This window comes from Lelliottia sp. WB101 (genome assembly GCF_003051885.1).
In the GTDB taxonomy this organism is placed as follows: domain Bacteria; phylum Pseudomonadota; class Gammaproteobacteria; order Enterobacterales; family Enterobacteriaceae; genus Enterobacter; species Enterobacter nimipressuralis.
This window is the reverse complement of record NZ_CP028520.1, coordinates 3,509,802-3,526,642: the sequence shown is the minus strand read 5'-3', so window position 1 is coordinate 3,526,642 and position 16,841 is coordinate 3,509,802. Positions and strand designations below refer to the sequence as shown.

The window sequence follows — 16,841 nt, the reverse complement described above, 5'->3', positions numbered from 1 at the left end:
TTACTGGGCTTCTATTTTAAAGGCGCGAGGCTGAGGTGAGGCGGTTTGTGGGCCAAACCAGACGTCATAAATTTTGGCGGCGTCGCCGGTTTTCTCAAGATTCACCAGCTCGTCATTCACCACGTTCAACAGCGCGGTTTCGCCTTTCTTCACTCCCACCCCGATCTCCTCTTTACTGAGCAAATCCGGCAGGATTTTAAAATCGGCTTTATCTGGCGCCTGGGCCAGTAAACCGGCCAGAATGGTGCTGTCCTGGGTAATCGCCTGCACGTTACCGTTGCGCAGGGCGGTTAAGGCCAGCGGAATATCGTCGTAAGAGAGCACGCGGGATTGCGGGAAACGCTGGTGCAGCGCCTGCTCGCCGGTGGTGCCTTTCACCGCGCCGATGCGCGCTTTGCTGTAATCATCCAGTTTATCCGCCGATTTTGCCGGAACCAGGAACTGCTGACCGGTCACGAAATAGGGCGTGGAGAAATCAATCACCTGAGCACGCTCCGGAGTGATAGTGATGTCGGCGACGATCAGATCGGCTTTCCCCGACTGCAGCAGCGGAATGCGGTTCGCCGGATTCGTGGCGACCAGTTCCAGCTTCACGCCAAGTTTTTTGGCCAGCGCTTTGGCGAAATCGACGTCATAGCCAACGATATCGTGCGTTTTGGCATCGATGGAGCCGAACGGCGGGTTGGCATCAAACGTGGCGACTTTCACCACGCCAGCGGCTTTGATATCCGCCAGCTGATCGGCCTGCGCCTGGGTCGATAAAAGGCCGCCTGTGGTCAGTAAACCAAGTGCCAGTGCGAGTGTGTGATAGTGCTTTTTATGTGTAGCCATAGTTCCCTCAAGTATCCCGTTGTTTTTGTTTTGTCCGGATACGCTCCCATAAGCGTTATCTATCGCCAAATAAGAAAATGTTCTTTGCTATATGCAAAAAGGTATTAGTGAACAGGGTGTTACGGGTAAGTGACGAGAGGCGATGTATTTGCGAATTCTGAAAATAGTCAGCTGATATTGGTATTTCCGTTAAGTCCAGTTTGGGGGTTAACTGAGTTCAGACGCCATCGAGAGGAGTGGGACCATGCAAAACTGGGTGAATACGTTACGGCGGTTTTTTGTCGCCAAATCAGAGACGGAGAACAGCGCGCAACGTGTTATTGAATCGGTGCTGCCGATCGCCAGTCTGTACGGCGTCGACGTCGCTAACATCGACCCGGAGTGGTTCCATGACAAAACACCACGCTGAGCTGCGCCACACGCGCATGACCTACTGGAACGAGCTGTGCAGCCGATACCTGAACGTATCGGCTTTTTTTTGTTCTTAATCCGTCAACCTGCTAAGGTCTAAGGCAAAAATCACCTCGCCTGAAGACTGAATGAACAGCCAAAAATTGATCCGGCGTGCCCTGGTGGTGTGGATAATCGTCTGCCTGCTGAGCAGCGTCCTGCTGTATGCCGAACAGATCCGCCGCCAGTTCTGGGAGCGCGATCGTGAATTTACCGCGCTCTTTTCCGCCATCAGCGCGGTGCTGACGCAAAACGAATCTGTTTTGCCCCTGCTCAATGGCGATGAAGATCTGACGGCGCTGCGCAAAAAATTCCCCCACATTCTGGCCCTGGAAAAAACAGCGGGCCGTGCGCTGGATGCTGCTCGCGTTGAGCCGCTCCGTGACGACCAGTACTGGCTGTACAATCCGTGGCGGCAGATCCGGGTGCGGATCGATCTGCGTCCGCTGCTCGCCGCCACGCACCGTTTTTCCCATCTCACTATCAGCCTGTCAGCAGCCGATGCGCATCCCTCATCGACGGCGTTCTGGCACTGGCAGCGGGCATTCCCTCAGCATACGCAGCCCTTTACCCTGACGGCGGATGCTGAACCGCACTGGCTGCAAATCTCCTGGGCGCTATTCCCGCTGCTGTTTGTCGGCTGGGCGGCCATCGTTGCAGCAGGGAGCGGTGTGCTCTGGCAACGCTTGCAGCGGCAAAACGCCGAGCAGCGAGCCTGGTATTATCAGCACGCGCGGCTGAATACGCTCGGCGAGATCACCGCCGGCATTGTGCATGAAATCAATCAGCCGCTGACGGCGGCGCAGACCTGGATTCAGGGGGCGCAGCGACAGCTGGCGCAGGAGAATCCGCAGGCGGTGGGCCATGCGCTCGGCGCGGCGCTGATTCAGACTCAGCGCATCGGCGAACTGCTGGCGCGCTTTCGTGAACACGTGGTGCAGGAAAAAGTCACGCTCAGCGAGATAGATTTAGCCCAATGCTGGCAGCATGTAGTGAATTTGCTTGAGCATGAGCGCAAATCGGAGCACATCACCGTCAGCCACGCTTTCACGGCCGACGCCGCCACCGTGCTGGCCGACAGGCTTTGGCTGGAGCAGGTGTTACACAACCTGCTCAGCAATGCCATACAAGCCCAGCAGGAGAATGCGCGCGGCTGGGTACACATCACCAGCCAGCGTAAAAACAGGGTCATCGAAATTATCATGACCGACGGCGGGGCGGGGTTCAGCCCGGAGGCGCTGGAGAAGGCGTTTATGCCGTTCTACAGCGGCAGAGAAAAGGGGATTGGTCTCGGGATGACGCTCACGGAATCGCTAATGATGCGCATGAATGGCACGATCGCGCTCGCTAACACGCCGGAGGGCGGGGCGCAGATCGTGTTGCAACTGGAACCGGGTAACGGAGCCGCACATGGGTAATGTGGTCTATTTGATTGATGACGACGCCGCCATCAGAGAGTCAATGGCCTTTCTTCTCTCGGGCATGCACTGGGAGGTGAAAACCTTTGCCAGCATCGAGGCGTTTACCGAAAGGTATAGCAACGACCGGGCGCTCGCGGGCTGTCTGCTGCTGGATATGCGCATGCCGGGCAAAGGTGGGCTGACCTGGTTGGAAGAGGGGGCGTGGCCGTGGCCGCTGCTGCCGGTGATCGTCATGACCGGGCACGGCACCGTTGATGCCTGCCGTCGGGCGTTTCATCAAAGGGTTTTCGAGTTTTTCACCAAGCCGCTGGATGCCGATAAGCTTATCGAAACCCTCGCTCGCGCATTTGAGGAGAGCCAGCGCCGCACGACCCACTGGCAGGAGGTGAGGCGGGTGAAAGCGCTGTTTGAACAATTGACGGCGCGGGAGCACGAAGTGCTTTGCGAACTGATGGAGGGGCGCAGCAATAAAGAGGTGGCGGCGCGCCTGAATTTATCACCCAGAACCGTTGAAGCGCACCGCGCGGCCCTGTTTGCCAAGCTCGGCGTGAGCAGTCTGGTGCAGGCCATCCGCGAATACGACAAATTGCAATCCGTATAACTACCAGGCGGGCTGCGTAATCAACCGAATACCGCTTAACCGATCATCCCGATAGCATCGTGTTGTCTCCCACATTCGAGGAATTGCGATGAAAACGTTAATGACGGTAGCCGCGCTGGTGGCAGGAATGATGTCGGTATCCGCGCAGGCAGAAACCCTGACGCAGAAAAATATCTCTCTCACTCAGGCAAATGCCCTGGCGAGCGCGGCGATTCAGGCCTGTAGCGCCAAAAATTACCAGGTCAGCGTGACGGTAGTGGATCGTGCAGGCGTGGTGAAAGCCGTGCAGCGCACCGATAACGCCGGTCCGCATACGGTAAAAGCCAGTGAGATGAAGGCGTTTACCGCGCTCAGCACCAAAAATGCCTCCGGCAAGGTGATGGAAGCCGCACAAAGCAACGCGGGCGCGCAGAATATGCGTGACGTTCCAGGCTTCTTGCTGCTGGCAGGTGGTTTGCCGGTGAAAGAGGGCGACGAGGTGATTGGTGCAATCGGTATCGGCGGTGCGCCGGGTGGTCAGTTAGATGAAGCCTGTGCACAGCAGGCGCTGGACAGTGTGAAAAAGTAACAAACGCTCTACGGTGTAGACGTTAAAAAAGCCGGGTAGGGCGAAGCCGCCACCCGGCCTTGACTGTCAGATCTTGCAGGCATCGCCGCAATCATCGTCGGCAACAACCGCCTGCGCTTTCTTGTCTGCATCTTCCAGACGTTCCGCGTTGCGCTCTTGCGCCTCTTCCAGACCGTTAAACACCAGATTATCGAGATCAATTTCCATTATTTACCTGCTGAGTTCAGTTTTGCTGTTGGCAGAGTATAGGATAAAAAAGTCGGTGAAAGTACCTCACCGCACGTAACGCCAATCCCTGCCATACTCTTTCTCTGACGGCTGAGAGGAGGGGAAATGATCACACTGTGCAAAACCTGCGGGACATCCTATGACACCACCACGGGCGCCGTGGAGCGCTGCGCGATTTGTGAAGACGAGCGCCAGTATGTTCCCGTTGGCGGGCAACAGTGGGTGGATTTTGACACCGTTGTCGCCAGCCACACCAACAAATGGCAGCAGCTTGAGCCAGGCCTGCTAAGCCTTAAAACCGTACCCAAATTTGCCATCAACCAGCGTGCGATCCTGCTGACTACACCGCACGGCAATATCCTGTGGGATTGCATCGCCACGCTGGACCCTGCCACCCGCACGCTGATTGACGCGTTGGGCGGGCTGCACGCCATTGCAATCTCCCATCCCCATTACTACACCACCATGCAGGACTGGGCGGTGGCGTTTGACGCGCCGGTTTATCTCCATGCCAGCGACCGGGAATGGGTGATGCGCGACAGCCCGGCGCTGCGCTTCTGGGAGGGGGAAACTCAGGATCTGCTACCCGGCGTGCGGCTGCTGCGTCTGGGCGGCCATTTTGCGGGCGGAACGGTGTTGCACTGGGATAACGGTAGCGGCGTCCTGCTTGCCGGGGATATTTTGCAGGTGACGCCCGGCGCGGATCGGGTGTCGTTTATGTGGAGCTACCCGAATATGCTTCCTCTGCCGGGGGCGGCGGTCAGTGCGATAACCGATCGACTGCGGGAGGTCCCGTTCCAGCGGCTGTACGGCGCCTTTGAAGGACAAAACATCACCGAAAACGCACACGACATCGTCATGCAATCAGGGCAGAAATATATTTCTTGTATGAAGTAAAGCGCGGTGGGTAAACTTCACAAGCGTGATCGCGATCATGCCTAAACTAAAACAGATAAAAGAGACATTGCTATGCAACATATCATTGAAGGTTTTCTCAGCTTTCAAAAAGAGATTTTCCCGCAACGTAAAGAACTCTTCCGCAGTTTAGCGTCCAGCCAGAATCCCAAAGCGCTTTTTATCTCCTGCTCAGACAGCCGTCTGGTCCCCGAACTGGTGACGCAGCAGGAACCTGGACAGCTCTTTGTCATTCGAAATGCTGGCAACATTGTGCCGCCGTTTGGCCCTGAGCCAGGCGGTGTCTCTGCGACGATTGAGTATGCGGTGGTGGCGCTGGGCGTGACCGATATTGTGATTTGCGGCCACTCCAACTGCGGTGCGATGAAGGCGATTGCCGACAATGCGAATCTGGACCCGATGCCTGCGGTGTCCCACTGGCTGCGCTATTCCGATGCGGCCAAAGCCGTGGTGGAAAAGAAAACCTGGGCCACCCCGACTGATAAAGTGAATGGCATGGTGCAGGAGAACGTGTTTGCCCAGCTGAGCAACATCAAAACCCATCCATCGGTGGCGGTGGGGCTGCGCAATAACGCCATCCGCCTGCACGGCTGGGTGTATGACATCGAAAGCGGCGAGATCCTCGCGCTGGATAAAGAGAGCAAAACCTTTATCTCCCTGTCTGACAACCCTCAGGTCTACTTCGAATAACGCTTTCAGGGCGGGACAGACCCGCCCTGCATCGCCGGTTAGCCCGGCAACACTTCCAGTTTTACACCCGCCTTACGTGCCGTCACTGGCAGCAAATCGACCGCCGCCACATATCCGTCCGGGTCGAGACAGCGGTTATAGCCTTTAGCTTGCGCCAGAATCTCGTCATCCCAGTAGATGCGTTTACGCTGATCGCCCTGAGTGGTCAGAATGCACTCCACGTCACCTCCGATGGCGCAATATTGACGCCAGCTGTTGGCCGGAACGGAAATCACCGAGCGCTCCGGCGCGATCACGCTGACCTCTTCGCCCGCCTGATTCCACGTCACCTTCAGCGACCCTTTGAACACCATAATCACCTGCACGTCCGGGCAGAGATGACGCCCGACCACATGCTCAGCGGCGAGGCGCAGCCATTCGACGGAAAACCCGTGCGGATTCACAATCGCCGGTGCCGAGTGGCGGTCCTGCGACATACCAAAACCAATCACCGGCGCGATCTCCCCGCCGTGGCCCGGCAGAACTGAATCCAGCAGGCCGTCCGCTGACCAGCCGCGATCGTCGCCAGTGACGGCACGCTGACGCATCTGTTCGACAGAATAGTGGCGCAGGGCGGCGATCTCTTCCGGCGGCAGCGGCGTTAACAGCTGTGAGGCATCCGGCAGCGTATCGCCCGCGTTCACGTCGATCAGCATATTGTCTTTGCTCAAATACAGCCCGTATTCGCTGGCCGCCGCCAGAATGGACGGATGCCAGATGATCCCCCCGGTGTTATTCCCGCCAAGCACCGTGTAGACCATGCCGCAGGTCTCTTGCGGGCTAACGTTGGTAAAGCCACGGAAAATCCACGTCGGAATCGACAGAATGGCCGGCGCGCTGAACTCGGCCTCGTTTTCGCCGTTCGCCCCCAGCGAAAACGCCAGGTGCCTTCATGAATCAAAAACACCTCAGCGGTGAAGTGCAGATGCAGGTTATTGGTCACCCCTTTCGGCATCGCCGCTGCGCCAATATTAAAGCCGTGCGGTTCCGGAATATTGACCACCTGCGCCGATGACTGGGTGACACCCGGCCCGATAAAGGAGTAGTTCTGCTTCAGGTGCGAGCCGGGCAGTTTGCAGTCGATAAACGCCAGATTGCAGGACACCATCTCATCGGGCGTGATGACGCGGCTTTTGGCCTGCGCCGGGGTGATATGTTGTGCTTTCATAATGTTTCTCCTGTTAGTAACCGGATGCGCCCGTGGTGGGAGCGGAGGCTCCGCGCGCCAGGGCGATAGCTTCCCGCGCGGCGCGGCCAAGCTGCATCACGTCGTTGGCGGGGGTGACAAACTGAAAACCCTGGTCGATACGCAGGCGTGCGGCGTCGCCGGAGGTGCAAAAAATCCCGGCCAGTTTTTGCTGCTGGCGACAGCGGCTGACCACCCGTTCGACGGCTGCGAGCATCTCAGGGTGCTGGGATTCCGCGCTGGCGCTGCCGGTGAGGGTTAACGACAGATCGTTCGGGCCGATAAACACGCCGTCCAGCCCGTCGGTTGCCAGAATGGCGTCGAGATTCGCCAGCCCTTCGCGGGTTTCAATCATCGCCAGCGTCAGGATCTCCTGGCAGGCGTGCTGCGGATAATCCGATCCGCCGTACAGCAGCCCGCGCGCCGGGCCAAACGAACGCACGCCAAACGGCGGATAGCGGCAGGCGGCGACGAACCGCGCGGCCTGTTCGGCGGTGGAAATCATCGGGCAGATAATGCCGTAGGCCCCGGCGTCGAGCATGCGCATGATTTGCGCCGGATCGTTATGCTGGACGCGTACCAGCGGCACCGCGGGCGTGGCCGACAGGGCCTGAAGCATCGTCAGGGCGCTGGCGAAATCGATCATTCCGTGCTGCAAATCGACCGTCACCGCGTCGTAGCCCTGATGACCGACGATCTCCGCGCTGTAGCTGGAAGGGATCGCCAGCCAGCCGTTGATGATGGGGGACTGTTCCTGAATCAATTGTTTGAGTTTATTGCGTCGCATGAAGGGACTCCTGAATCCACTGGCGCAGCGGCGGGACGACCTCATCGGGCGCTTCGAGCACCACGAAATGTCCGGCTGTTGGAACCGTGATGTGCCGGGCGCGGGGCGCACTTGCCGAGACCAGTTGGTGATGGTGGGGCGTGCAGATGAGATCGTGCGCGCCGTTAATGATAAGAATGGGGCAGGAGAGCGCGCTCAGCGCCCGGCGGTTATCCCGCCGGGAGAGGGCGATCTCCGTCTGGCTGGCAAAGGTGTCGTGGCCGCTCTCCTGCGCCATCTGGCAGACAAGCGCGTGGAGTGGCGCGTCAGAGCGCCGCCCGGGGGCGACATACTTTTCCCACAGGGTGGCAGACAGCCAGTTCGCCAGCCCTTGCTCACGCGCAGCGCGAACGGCCTCGCGTCGGAGGGCGGCATTTTCCGGCGCATCGGCAAGGGGATTCACCGACAGGAGCGCAAGCCCGGCCAGCCGCTCCGGGGCATCGGCCGCTATTTGTAGCGCCACGATAGCCCCAAGGGAAAACCCGGCCAGCAGAAAGCGCGGCGGCAGGTTTTGCAGCAGGCGCTGCGCGGCCTGCGGTGCGGAATCCGCCCCGGTAAGGCTCACGCACATCACGGAAGAGAGCGCCAGGCGCTCTATCAGCGGCTGCCACAGACACGCTGTGCAGAGCGTTCCGCCGATCAACACCAGCGGGAGCGCGGTGTTATCACACGCTGTTTTGTCCATTTGGCCTCTCATGTGGCAGTCCAGCCGCCGTCGACCAGCAGCGCAGTGCCGGTGATCATCGCCGCCGCATCGGAGGCCAAAAACACCACCGGTCCCATCACATCCTCGACGCGTCCGAGACGCCGCAGCTTGATGTTCTCCAGCACATAGCGGCGAAAATCCGGGTCGTCGAGGGACTGGCGCGACAGCTCGGTTTCGATAAAGGTCGGGCACAGGGTATTGACCCGGATACCCGCACCGCCCAGCTCCAGTGCCATGGTTTTGCTTAACCCCTCAAGTGCAAATTTTGACGCGCAGTAGACGCTGCGATTCGGGCCGCCGACATGGCCCATCTGCGAGGAGATATGGATGATGGAACCCGGAATGTTGCGCTCGCGCATCCGCTGCGCCACCCGCTGGCTGAGGAAAAAAGTGGCGCGCAGGTTCAGGGTCATCACCGCGTCAAAATGGGTTTCGCTGACGGCGAGGAAAGGCTCGTGACGAGCCAGCCCGGCGCTGTTGACCAGAATGTCGAAGGCGGGCAACTCTGCGAGCGCCGCATCGACGCGCGAGATATCGGTGATATCCAGCGCCAGCGAATGCAACGTCAGCCCGCCTTCAGCCGCAAGCGCGGCGGCGTGTTCCAGCGTGTGTTGATCGCGGGCGGCAATCCACACCTCTGCACCCGCCTGGGCGAGCGCCACGGCGCAGGCGAAGCCCAGCCCCCTGGAGCCGCCCGTGACCAGCGCCCGTTTTCCCGTAAGATGAAAAGAGGGAGTCTGGGGAAGGGTCATGATTACACCTTTTCCCGAACCGGCGCAGGCGTGGCGTAAGGCACGTCCGTATTCCCGTAACGGCGAACGCGAATGTTGGCCTGCTCCGCGTGCCCGGCAAAGCCTTCCAGCAGCGACAGACGCGAGCAGTAGCTGCCGATTTCGGCGGTGGCTTCGTCACTGAGGACTTTCTGCCAGGTGCAGGTTTTCATGAACTTGCCGACCCACAAGCCGCCTGTGTAGCGCGCCGCCTTTTGCGTCGGCAGGGTGTGGTTGGTGCCGATGACCTTGTCGCCATAGGCCACGTTGGTGCGCGGGCCGAGGAACAGAGCACCGAAGTTGGTGAGATTATTGAGGAACCAGTCGTCGCGATCCGTCATCACCTGCACGTGCTCGGAGGCGATACGATCCGCTTCGGCCAGCATATCGTCGTAGCTGTCGCAGACGATGATTTCACCGTAATCCTGCCAGGACTGACGGGCAACGTCGGCGGTCGGGAGTTTTGCCAGCAGGCGTTCGATCTCCGTCAGCGTCTCTTTTGCCAGCGTCAGCGAGTTAGTCAGCAGAATTGCCGGTGTCGTAACGCCGTGCTCTGCCTGGCCCAGCAGGTCGGTGGCGCACATTTCCGCATCGACGGTGTCGTCGGCGATCACCAGAGTTTCCGTCGGACCGGCGAACAGATCGATCCCTACGCGGCCAAACAGCTGGCGCTTGGCTTCGGCGACGAAGGCGTTGCCCGGTCCTACCAGCATATCAACCGGTGCGAGGGTGTCGGTGCCGAGCGCCATCGCGCCAATCGCCTGAATGCCGCCGAGGGCGAAGATCTCCGTTGCACCCGCCATTTTCTGCGCCGCGACAATCGCTGGCGCCGGTTCACCGCCAAACGGCGGGGCACAGCTGATAATGCGCGAGCAGCCCGCGACGTTGGCGGTGATAATCGACATATGCGCCGATGCCAGCAGCGGATATTTACCGCCCGGGACATAACAGCCGACGGCGTTAATCGGAATATTTTTATGGCCGAGAATAACGCCGGGGCGCGTTTCGATCTCCAGATCGCGCAGACACTCTTTTTGTGCGCGGGCAAAATTAAACACCTGCTGCTGGGCGAATTCGATATCGTGAATATCCTGGCGGCTGAGTTTTTTCATGCAGCTGTTAATTTCGGCGTCCGTCAGGCGATAATCCCGACGGTCGTAGTTATCAAATTTTATCGATAATTCACGGATTGCTTTATTCCCGCGTTTTTCAATATCCGCCAGAATCAGCTCAACGGTTTCACGTATTTGTCGCTGCGCTTCTTGACGTTCCTGCACCGGTTTACTGGATTTAAGTTGATAAGCCACAATGTTCTCCTTTAATACTCGAAATGACAGATGCCCTCCCGGCGAACCGGGATAGTTATTACATAATGAGCGGGAATTATTCTCGCGCGGAGGCGAGGGAACGGTTGGTGGATAATTCCACCGGCTGACGGGTTTTGCGGGAATAGACCCAGCGCACCGAAAGCGGGGTGGCGATGGCCGCAATAATCGAAAGCCCGGCAATAAACAGATACCCGGACGAGAGATTAATGTGCTGCATCATGACGCCCATGATTACCGGCCCGGCAAACATGCCGCAGGAGTAAATAGTCTGGAATAACCCCATGCGGGTGGACTGCTCATCGGAAGTCGTGTTGACCACGCTCAGGGACATAAACGCCGCGAACGCCATGCCGAACGAGAAACCGGCCAGCGCCTGAAGAAGATAAATCAGGTACAGATTGCTGGTAAACGGAATGCCAAACGACGAAATCACCTGGAGTAAAATCCCCAGCACCGCGGTTTTGACCAGCCCCAGTCGCTGATAAAACACCGAGCTGCACAGGGCAATCGCCAGGGCGTAGAAGACCAGATGGATGTTACTCAGCAGCGTCAGGATTCCGGCGCGGGCGCCGAGCTGTTCAGCGTAAATGGGGGTAAGGGTGTCGCGGGTGGCAAAAGGAACCAGAATCACGATGGTTGCCAGAATACCGATCAGCCAGACGGAGCGGTCAGCGAGCTGAAGTTTTGCCCCGGCGATACAGGCTTTCAGTGACGGCGCCTGCACCGGATCGTGGACGTCGCGTATGCGGGTGGTCAGGAACAGGGCGAGGAGAGCAGACACACAGGAGACGAAAAATGCGATGTTGTTCGCAAAATAGTGAATCAGCACGCCGCCGATGCAGTTGCCGAGAAACACGCCGATGGGGCCAGCCAGCGCCAGCAGGGCGACAGCCGCCGGGGCTTCTTTGCGATCAAAGTAGCGAATAAACAGAATGTTATACAGCACCCAGGTGGCGGCGGTTACGCCATCGGCGGCTTTCGCCAGATACAGGGTAATGGCGTTCGGCTCAAGCCAGGCAATCGGCCAGGCGATGACTGGCAGTACCAGCGCTATCTGGATAAAGATTTTGCGGCTCTTCACCACGTCAGAGATGATCCCCAGCGGGAAACGAATCATCAGCGTCGCCAGACCGCTGGCACCCATGATGATGCCCATTACCTGCGGTTCGATGCCCTGATTGATCATCATGGGCGCCAGAAACGCATCGATGCTGTGAATACAGATATAAAACAATACGCTAATGATAAAAAACAGCCGGGCTTCCGGTCGGCGCAACAGTGCTCGAAACATGGTTGTGAACCTCTTAAAAATTAATGGGTTATAACCAATCAAGTACAACGTTTACCGGCTCAGTCCCTCTGATGACATCCCAATTTGCCCGGTACAATTGACGGCATGCATACGTATTCAAAAATTGAAGTTACGAAAAGGTTTCAATTTTGTAAAGGTTCAATATCACCATTGTGAAAAAAATAATTTAGCCTGTTGCATACGCATGCAAAAGTGGTGTAAGACTAAAAAGCACTCACTTCCTGAGGCGCTTTTAACGGGGTGGTTATCGAAGATGGTATGTTATCTCTTTGAAACACATGGCCTGAATGTGGAAGTGACAGGATAAGGAACCCAGGGTAATGAAGCGTAAGACGTTTGCGGCGGTGACCAGCCAGCAGGTGGCACAGCTGGCAGGGGTGTCGCAGTCAGCGGTATCCCGCACCTTTACGCCGGGGGCGAGCATTTCGCCCGCCACGCGTGAAAAAGTGCTCAAGGCGGCGCGTGAGTTGGGCTATCGCCCGAATGCGATTGCCCGTTCGCTCAACACGGCCCGGTCGCGCATTATCGGCGTGGTGATCTCCTATTTTGACAACCAGTTTTATCCGCAGGTGCTGGAAGCGCTGGCGCAGAAGCTGGATACGCTTAACTACCACCTGCTGCTGTTTGTCGGCGACAGGGACGGCAACGTCGATCGCATTTTCGACCAGATTATGCAGTATCGCGTCGACGGGATTGTGCTGGCGTCGGTGACGCTGTCGCTGGATCTCTCTCAGGAGTGTCTTGCCGCCGGAATTCCGGTGGTGCTGTTCAATCGCAGCGAAGAGAGCGGAATGGCGTCGAGCGTCAACAGCAACAACGAAGCCGCCGCACGGCAGATTGCTGAATTCTTGCTCGCCGGAGAGCACAAGCGCTTCGCCTACGTGGGCGGCGTCGCAGATTCATCGGTGAATATCGCCCGCCAGCGGGGGTACCTCGACACGCTCGCGGAACACGGCGTCACTGACGTAGAGGTGGTGAATGGTAACTATGACGCGCAGCAAACCACCCGCGCGGCGTATTCGCTTTTCACTAAGACGCCTGCGCCAGACGCCATTTTTGTCGCCAACGATCATATGGCGGTGATGGTGATGGACGTGGCGCGCTACGAATTTGGCCTGCGGGTGCCGGAGGATGTGTCGATTATCGGCTACGACGACATCGGACCGTCCGGCTGGCCGTCCTACGCCTTAACCTCGGCCTCGCAGCCGGTGGAGGCGATGGTGACAGCGACGGTGGAATTACTGATGAAGCAGATCGACAGCGGCAACATCGAGCCTGAACAAATTACGCTGCCCGGTATGCTGGTGGTTCGCCATTCGGCGCGTCGCCCGCGCACGGGAGTCATCGAAAAAGACGGTTTATCTCTGTTCCAGCCTCAGGAGGTCAAATGAGCAGATTGCCGGGCTTCAGCCCCCAGTTCGACTCTATTCAGCAATTTATTCTGACGCTGACCCACGTGGTCTGGGAGCAGAAGGATATCGGTCAGTTGGCGGATTTCTACGCCACGCCGGTGGTGTTTATTACGCCGGAAAAACAGCTTAACGAACTGTCGCAATTTATGCGCCTGACCCTGGAGGCGATGCACAGCTTCCCGCAACGCTCCGTGCTGACGGAAGATATCCTGTGCAGCCACACGCCGGGCGAGGAGTATTACGCGGCGCAGCGCACGGTGGCGTCGATTCGCCATCAGGGGGAGGGATTTTTCGGTGCGCCGACCGGGAAAAATGTGTGGGTGCGCACCTGGGCAGACCGCATCTGCGCCCACGGCGCGGTGCGCCAGGAGTGGCTGCTCCAGGACCGGGCGGCGATTGTCTCTCAGCTGGGGCTGGATATTCGTGAGTTCGCCCGCAGCCTTTCTGCTACGCAGCAGCAGCTTGGCATTGAGCCGGAATCGGCCGAAACCCTCGACGCACGCTGGGCGGGTGGCCCGGAAGGCGATGATATCGACGGGCCGCTGGCGGGTGTGGTCGAGCGCTATCTGACTATGTGGGCGGGGGCAATGGCGGCACGGTGCCGGGGTTGTACCATCCTGCCGCGACGCTCTACGGGCCAGGGCACTGCATGGCCACGGGCGAGCAGGAGATCGGCGCCTGGCTGTCGGGCTATCGCGCGTCGTTTGCGGACAGTGAAACCCAATTGCACCACCTGATTGTGCGCAAAGATCCGAACGAGCCGGTGCGCATATCCCTGCGCTGGTCTCTGCTGACCTGGCACGATGGCTACGGCAAATTTGGCGCGCCGACCCGTAAACCCATTTCAATTACCGGTATTACCCAGCTCGAATTACGTGACGGTTTAATTATTCGCGAATATTTGGGTATCGATGAATTAGCGATCTGGTCGCAGATTGTGAAATAAATCAGATTGTGAAATAAAAAGGGAGGTTCGCCTCCCGCTATTCTTCTTTTATTAACGCTGTATAACATCGCCGTATTAGGTTCTGCGGTTAATTTCTCCATCCATTCCGGGTGAGGGATCCTTTTGTCTGAAAAGAAATGCAGGAGGTCATATGTCTTCAACTGAAGCAACCAATAAAGCTCCAGCAGTACCCGAGAAAAATAATAGCAAACCCGCGCGAGACGAGCCGGTATTACAGGTCGAGCGTCGTGACTTTATTGATCTCGTTCCGGAAAAACGCCCGCGCGCCCAATCATTACGAGGCTTCGATGATTGTTATACGGATATTGTCGATTATATTGTCCGCTGTACCCATAAAATATGGGATGAGCGTGATGTCGGATTAATTTACACCCATTACACCCACAACTGCGTGTTATATAACGCGCTGGGAACCCTCTATAACCGCGAGCAGGTCGTGCAGGATACGCTCCAGCGCTTAATTGCGTTCCCGGAGCGTCGCGGCATGGCGACCCAGGTTATCTGGAACGGCAATGACGTGGACGGTTTCTATACCTCGCATCTGGTGACCGGCAGCGGGCGTCACACCCAGTACAGCCATCTGGGCAAACCGACCAATCGCACCTTTGTGAACCGTACCGTCGCCGACTGTATGATCCACGAAAACAAAATTTACCGTGAGTGGGTGGTGAGCGACAACATGTCGCTGATGAAGCAGCTTGGGCTGAACACCGATGAAATCGCCTTTAACATGGCGAAAGAGCAGTTCGATAAAGGTTTTCGTGTCACCGATATTGGCGAGAACGGCCGGATGCTCGGCCAGTATCCGCCGGATGTGGCCTGTGACGTCTCTATCGCCCACACGGACACCGAAGAGCAGCTTCTGCGCTGGATGCATGAAATCTATAACCGCCGGATGCTGGGCAAAATCAAAGAGGTGTACGCCCCAACCGTGCAGTGGCACGGCCCGTTAATGAAAGAGCTGTACGGCACGGCGGCGGTGACGCACCAGACGCTGGCGCTGATCGGCATGATCCCTGATGGCGCATGGCTGCCGCAGCATATCTGCTCGAATCCATGCGATGAGGGCGGGGTGAAAGTGGCGGTGCGCTGGATTATCGAAGGCCACCACCTGGGCTACGGCGCGCTGGGCAAACCGACGGGCGAGCGTCTGTTCGTGATGGGCATGTCCCACTACCACATCGTCAACGGCAAAATCGTTGATGAATGGGTGGTGTACGACCACCTGGCGCTGCTGGCGCAAATAAAACTCGGCCAGATGGAGGAGGCGTAATGTCAGCACAAGCGATTACGGAACAGGTGCGCTGGATCAAGCAGCCGCAGGGGCAGGATGCGCAGGCCGACCGATCATTAACGGATAAAGTCAGCGCCATCATCGAGCGCGTGAAAACGGAAGGCGATGCGGCGCTGAGGGCATTTTCGCAGCAGTTCGACAACGTGGTGCCAGAGCAGTTTGAAGTGACGGCGCAGGAGATTGAAAACGCGCTGAACGATCTGGATCCGCAGACGCGGCACGACAGCGAGTTCGCCATTGCGCAGGTCCGCCGTTTTGCCCAAGCGCAGCTCGCGACCATGCAGCCGCTGGAGGTGGAAACCCTGCCGGGCGTGCATCTCGGACATCGCATTATTCCCGTGCAGACCGTCGGCTGCTACGTACCGGGGGGCGCTATCCGATCCTTTCGGCGCCAGTGATGTCGATTGTTCCGGCAACGGTCGCGGGCTGCGAGCAGATTATTGCCTGTCTGCCGCCCGCCGCTCATCCGGCGATGATTGCCGTCTGCCATCTGGCGGGTGCACATCGGATCTTCAAAATCGGCGGGGCGCAGGCGATTGCGGCGATGGCCTGGGGAACCGACAGCATTCCGGCGGTGGATAAAATCGTCGGGCCGGGCAACGCCTTTGTGAATGAAGCCAAGCGTCAGGTGTTTGGCAAAGTGGGGATTGATGCCCTGGCCGGGCCAAGCGAAATCTTCACCGTCGCCGATGACAGCGCCGATCCGCGTATTCTGGCGGCGGATCTGCTGGCGCAGGCCGAGCATGACGTCCATACCCGCGTCGGGCTGGCGACCACCAGTCGCGCCATTGCCGAAGGTACGCTGATAGAGATCGAACGTCAGCTGACCACGCTGCCGACGGCGGCTACGGCGGGTGAAGCCTGGCGTCGTCAGGGCGAAATCGTGCTGTGTGACACCGAGGAGCAGCTGATCGCGTTTGCCGATTTTATGGCGACGGAGCATCTGCAGGTGCACACCCGCGATCCGCACGGCACGGCGGCGAAGATCCGCAACTACGGTTCGCTGTTTATCGGCCAGAACGCCAGCGTGGTGTTTTCGGACAAATGCTGTGGGACCAACCACACCTTGCCGACGATGGCGGCGGCGCGCTACACCGGCGGGCTGTGGGTGGGTGCCTATGTGAAAATCTGTACCCATCAGTGGATTGATGACAAAGGCATTGCGGCGATTGCGGAGCCGGCTATACGCCAGAGCCGCACGGAAGGGATGCAGGGGCACCGGCGCGCGGCGGAGATTCGTCTGCGGCCTGAGGCGATTGACGCAATCACCTCGGGCACGCGTGATTAAATCAGCAGC

The 16,841-nt window shown here is 58.3% G+C and carries 18 protein-coding genes and 1 pseudogene; 10 read left to right on the top strand and 9 right to left on the bottom strand.

Annotated elements, in window-relative coordinates; genetic code table 11:
* A complete protein-coding gene (locus DAI21_RS17005) occupies window positions 1-831 on the bottom strand; it encodes an ABC transporter substrate-binding protein (RefSeq protein WP_107703714.1) in 831 nt (276 codons plus the stop codon).
* A gap of 244 nt (window positions 832-1,075) precedes the next feature.
* On the opposite strand from DAI21_RS17005, the gene DAI21_RS23080 reads away from it, so the two are divergent.
* The 4 genes from DAI21_RS23080 (at window position 1,076) to DAI21_RS16990 (ending at window position 3,871) form a co-directional block, all read left to right on the top strand.
* Window positions 1,076-1,240, top strand: a complete 165-nt coding sequence (locus DAI21_RS23080) for a hypothetical protein (RefSeq protein ID WP_164971748.1) — start codon at window positions 1,076-1,078, stop codon at window positions 1,238-1,240.
* A 130-nt stretch (window positions 1,241-1,370) separates the two neighbouring features.
* The gene (locus DAI21_RS17000) at window positions 1,371-2,699 is read left to right on the top strand and encodes a sensor histidine kinase (protein ID WP_107703713.1); all 1,329 of its coding nucleotides are present in this window, start codon (window positions 1,371-1,373) and stop codon (window positions 2,697-2,699) included.
* Window positions 2,692-3,303 carry a response regulator transcription factor gene (locus tag DAI21_RS16995; RefSeq protein WP_107703712.1) on the top strand — a complete coding sequence of 204 codons (612 nt, stop codon included), beginning with the start codon at window positions 2,692-2,694 and terminating at the stop codon, window positions 3,301-3,303. The genes DAI21_RS17000 and DAI21_RS16995 overlap by 8 nt, the downstream gene beginning before the upstream one ends.
* A gap of 88 nt (window positions 3,304-3,391) precedes the next feature.
* Window positions 3,392-3,871, top strand: coding sequence for a heme-binding protein (locus DAI21_RS16990; RefSeq protein ID WP_107703711.1), 480 nt, complete (start codon window positions 3,392-3,394; stop codon window positions 3,869-3,871).
* A gap of 66 nt (window positions 3,872-3,937) precedes the next feature.
* Here DAI21_RS16990 and DAI21_RS16985 read toward each other — a convergent pair whose 3' ends face one another.
* Complete coding sequence (locus DAI21_RS16985; protein WP_095281773.1) at window positions 3,938-4,078, bottom strand: hypothetical protein; 141 nt, start codon at window positions 4,076-4,078, stop codon at window positions 3,938-3,940.
* A gap of 126 nt (window positions 4,079-4,204) precedes the next feature.
* Here DAI21_RS16985 and DAI21_RS16980 point away from each other — a divergent pair, with 126 nt between their 5' ends.
* A complete protein-coding gene (locus DAI21_RS16980; RefSeq protein ID WP_107703710.1) occupies window positions 4,205-4,996 on the top strand; it encodes an MBL fold metallo-hydrolase in 792 nt (263 codons plus the stop codon).
* A 72-nt stretch (window positions 4,997-5,068) separates the two neighbouring features.
* Window positions 5,069-5,704 (top strand): carbonic anhydrase, encoded by a 636-nt coding sequence (locus DAI21_RS16975; RefSeq protein WP_100780429.1) that lies wholly within the window; start codon window positions 5,069-5,071, stop codon window positions 5,702-5,704.
* 38 nt (window positions 5,705-5,742) lie between these two features.
* Here DAI21_RS16975 and DAI21_RS16970 read toward each other — a convergent pair whose 3' ends face one another.
* From DAI21_RS16970 to DAI21_RS16945, 7 genes are all read right to left on the bottom strand, one after another.
* Entirely contained in the window at window positions 5,743-6,504 is a 762-nt protein-coding gene (locus tag DAI21_RS16970; RefSeq protein WP_234419492.1) for a hypothetical protein, read from the bottom strand.
* Window positions 6,411-6,911: a hypothetical protein gene (locus DAI21_RS23300; RefSeq protein ID WP_234419491.1), complete on the bottom strand. Its 501-nt coding sequence runs from the start codon at window positions 6,909-6,911 to the stop codon at window positions 6,411-6,413. The genes DAI21_RS16970 and DAI21_RS23300 overlap by 94 nt, the downstream gene beginning before the upstream one ends.
* A gap of 13 nt (window positions 6,912-6,924) precedes the next feature.
* Window positions 6,925-7,716, bottom strand: coding sequence for an HpcH/HpaI aldolase/citrate lyase family protein (locus DAI21_RS16965; protein ID WP_107703709.1), 792 nt, complete (start codon window positions 7,714-7,716; stop codon window positions 6,925-6,927).
* Entirely contained in the window at window positions 7,703-8,440 is a 738-nt protein-coding gene (locus tag DAI21_RS16960; protein WP_107703708.1) for an alpha/beta fold hydrolase, read from the bottom strand. Before DAI21_RS16960 ends, DAI21_RS16965 begins: the two co-directional genes overlap by 14 nt.
* A gap of 8 nt (window positions 8,441-8,448) precedes the next feature.
* Window positions 8,449-9,213: an SDR family NAD(P)-dependent oxidoreductase gene (locus DAI21_RS16955; RefSeq protein WP_107703707.1), complete on the bottom strand. Its 765-nt coding sequence runs from the start codon at window positions 9,211-9,213 to the stop codon at window positions 8,449-8,451.
* 2 nt (window positions 9,214-9,215) lie between these two features.
* On the bottom strand, window positions 9,216-10,538 hold the full coding sequence (gene hisD, locus DAI21_RS16950; protein ID WP_107703706.1) for a histidinol dehydrogenase: 1,323 nt from the start codon (window positions 10,536-10,538) through the stop codon (window positions 9,216-9,218).
* Window positions 10,539-10,614: 76 nt separating this feature from the next.
* A complete protein-coding gene (locus tag DAI21_RS16945; protein ID WP_107703705.1) occupies window positions 10,615-11,850 on the bottom strand; it encodes an MFS transporter in 1,236 nt (411 codons plus the stop codon).
* Between the two features lie 341 nt (window positions 11,851-12,191).
* On the opposite strand from DAI21_RS16945, the gene DAI21_RS16940 reads away from it, so the two are divergent.
* From DAI21_RS16940 to hisD (DAI21_RS23510), 4 genes and pseudogenes are all read left to right on the top strand, one after another.
* Complete coding sequence (locus tag DAI21_RS16940) at window positions 12,192-13,262, top strand: LacI family DNA-binding transcriptional regulator (protein ID WP_107703704.1); 1,071 nt, start codon at window positions 12,192-12,194, stop codon at window positions 13,260-13,262.
* 595 nt (window positions 13,263-13,857) lie between these two features.
* Entirely contained in the window at window positions 13,858-14,229 is a 372-nt protein-coding gene (locus tag DAI21_RS23295; protein WP_370447035.1) for a nuclear transport factor 2 family protein, read from the top strand.
* Window positions 14,230-14,380: 151 nt separating this feature from the next.
* The gene (locus DAI21_RS16930; protein ID WP_107703703.1) at window positions 14,381-15,523 is read left to right on the top strand and encodes an ester cyclase; all 1,143 of its coding nucleotides are present in this window, start codon (window positions 14,381-14,383) and stop codon (window positions 15,521-15,523) included.
* Window positions 15,457-16,832, top strand: a pseudogene (gene hisD, locus DAI21_RS23510) (histidinol dehydrogenase). The gene DAI21_RS16930 and the pseudogene hisD (DAI21_RS23510) overlap by 67 nt, the downstream one beginning before the upstream one ends.
* Window positions 16,833-16,841: the final 9 nt, after the last annotated feature.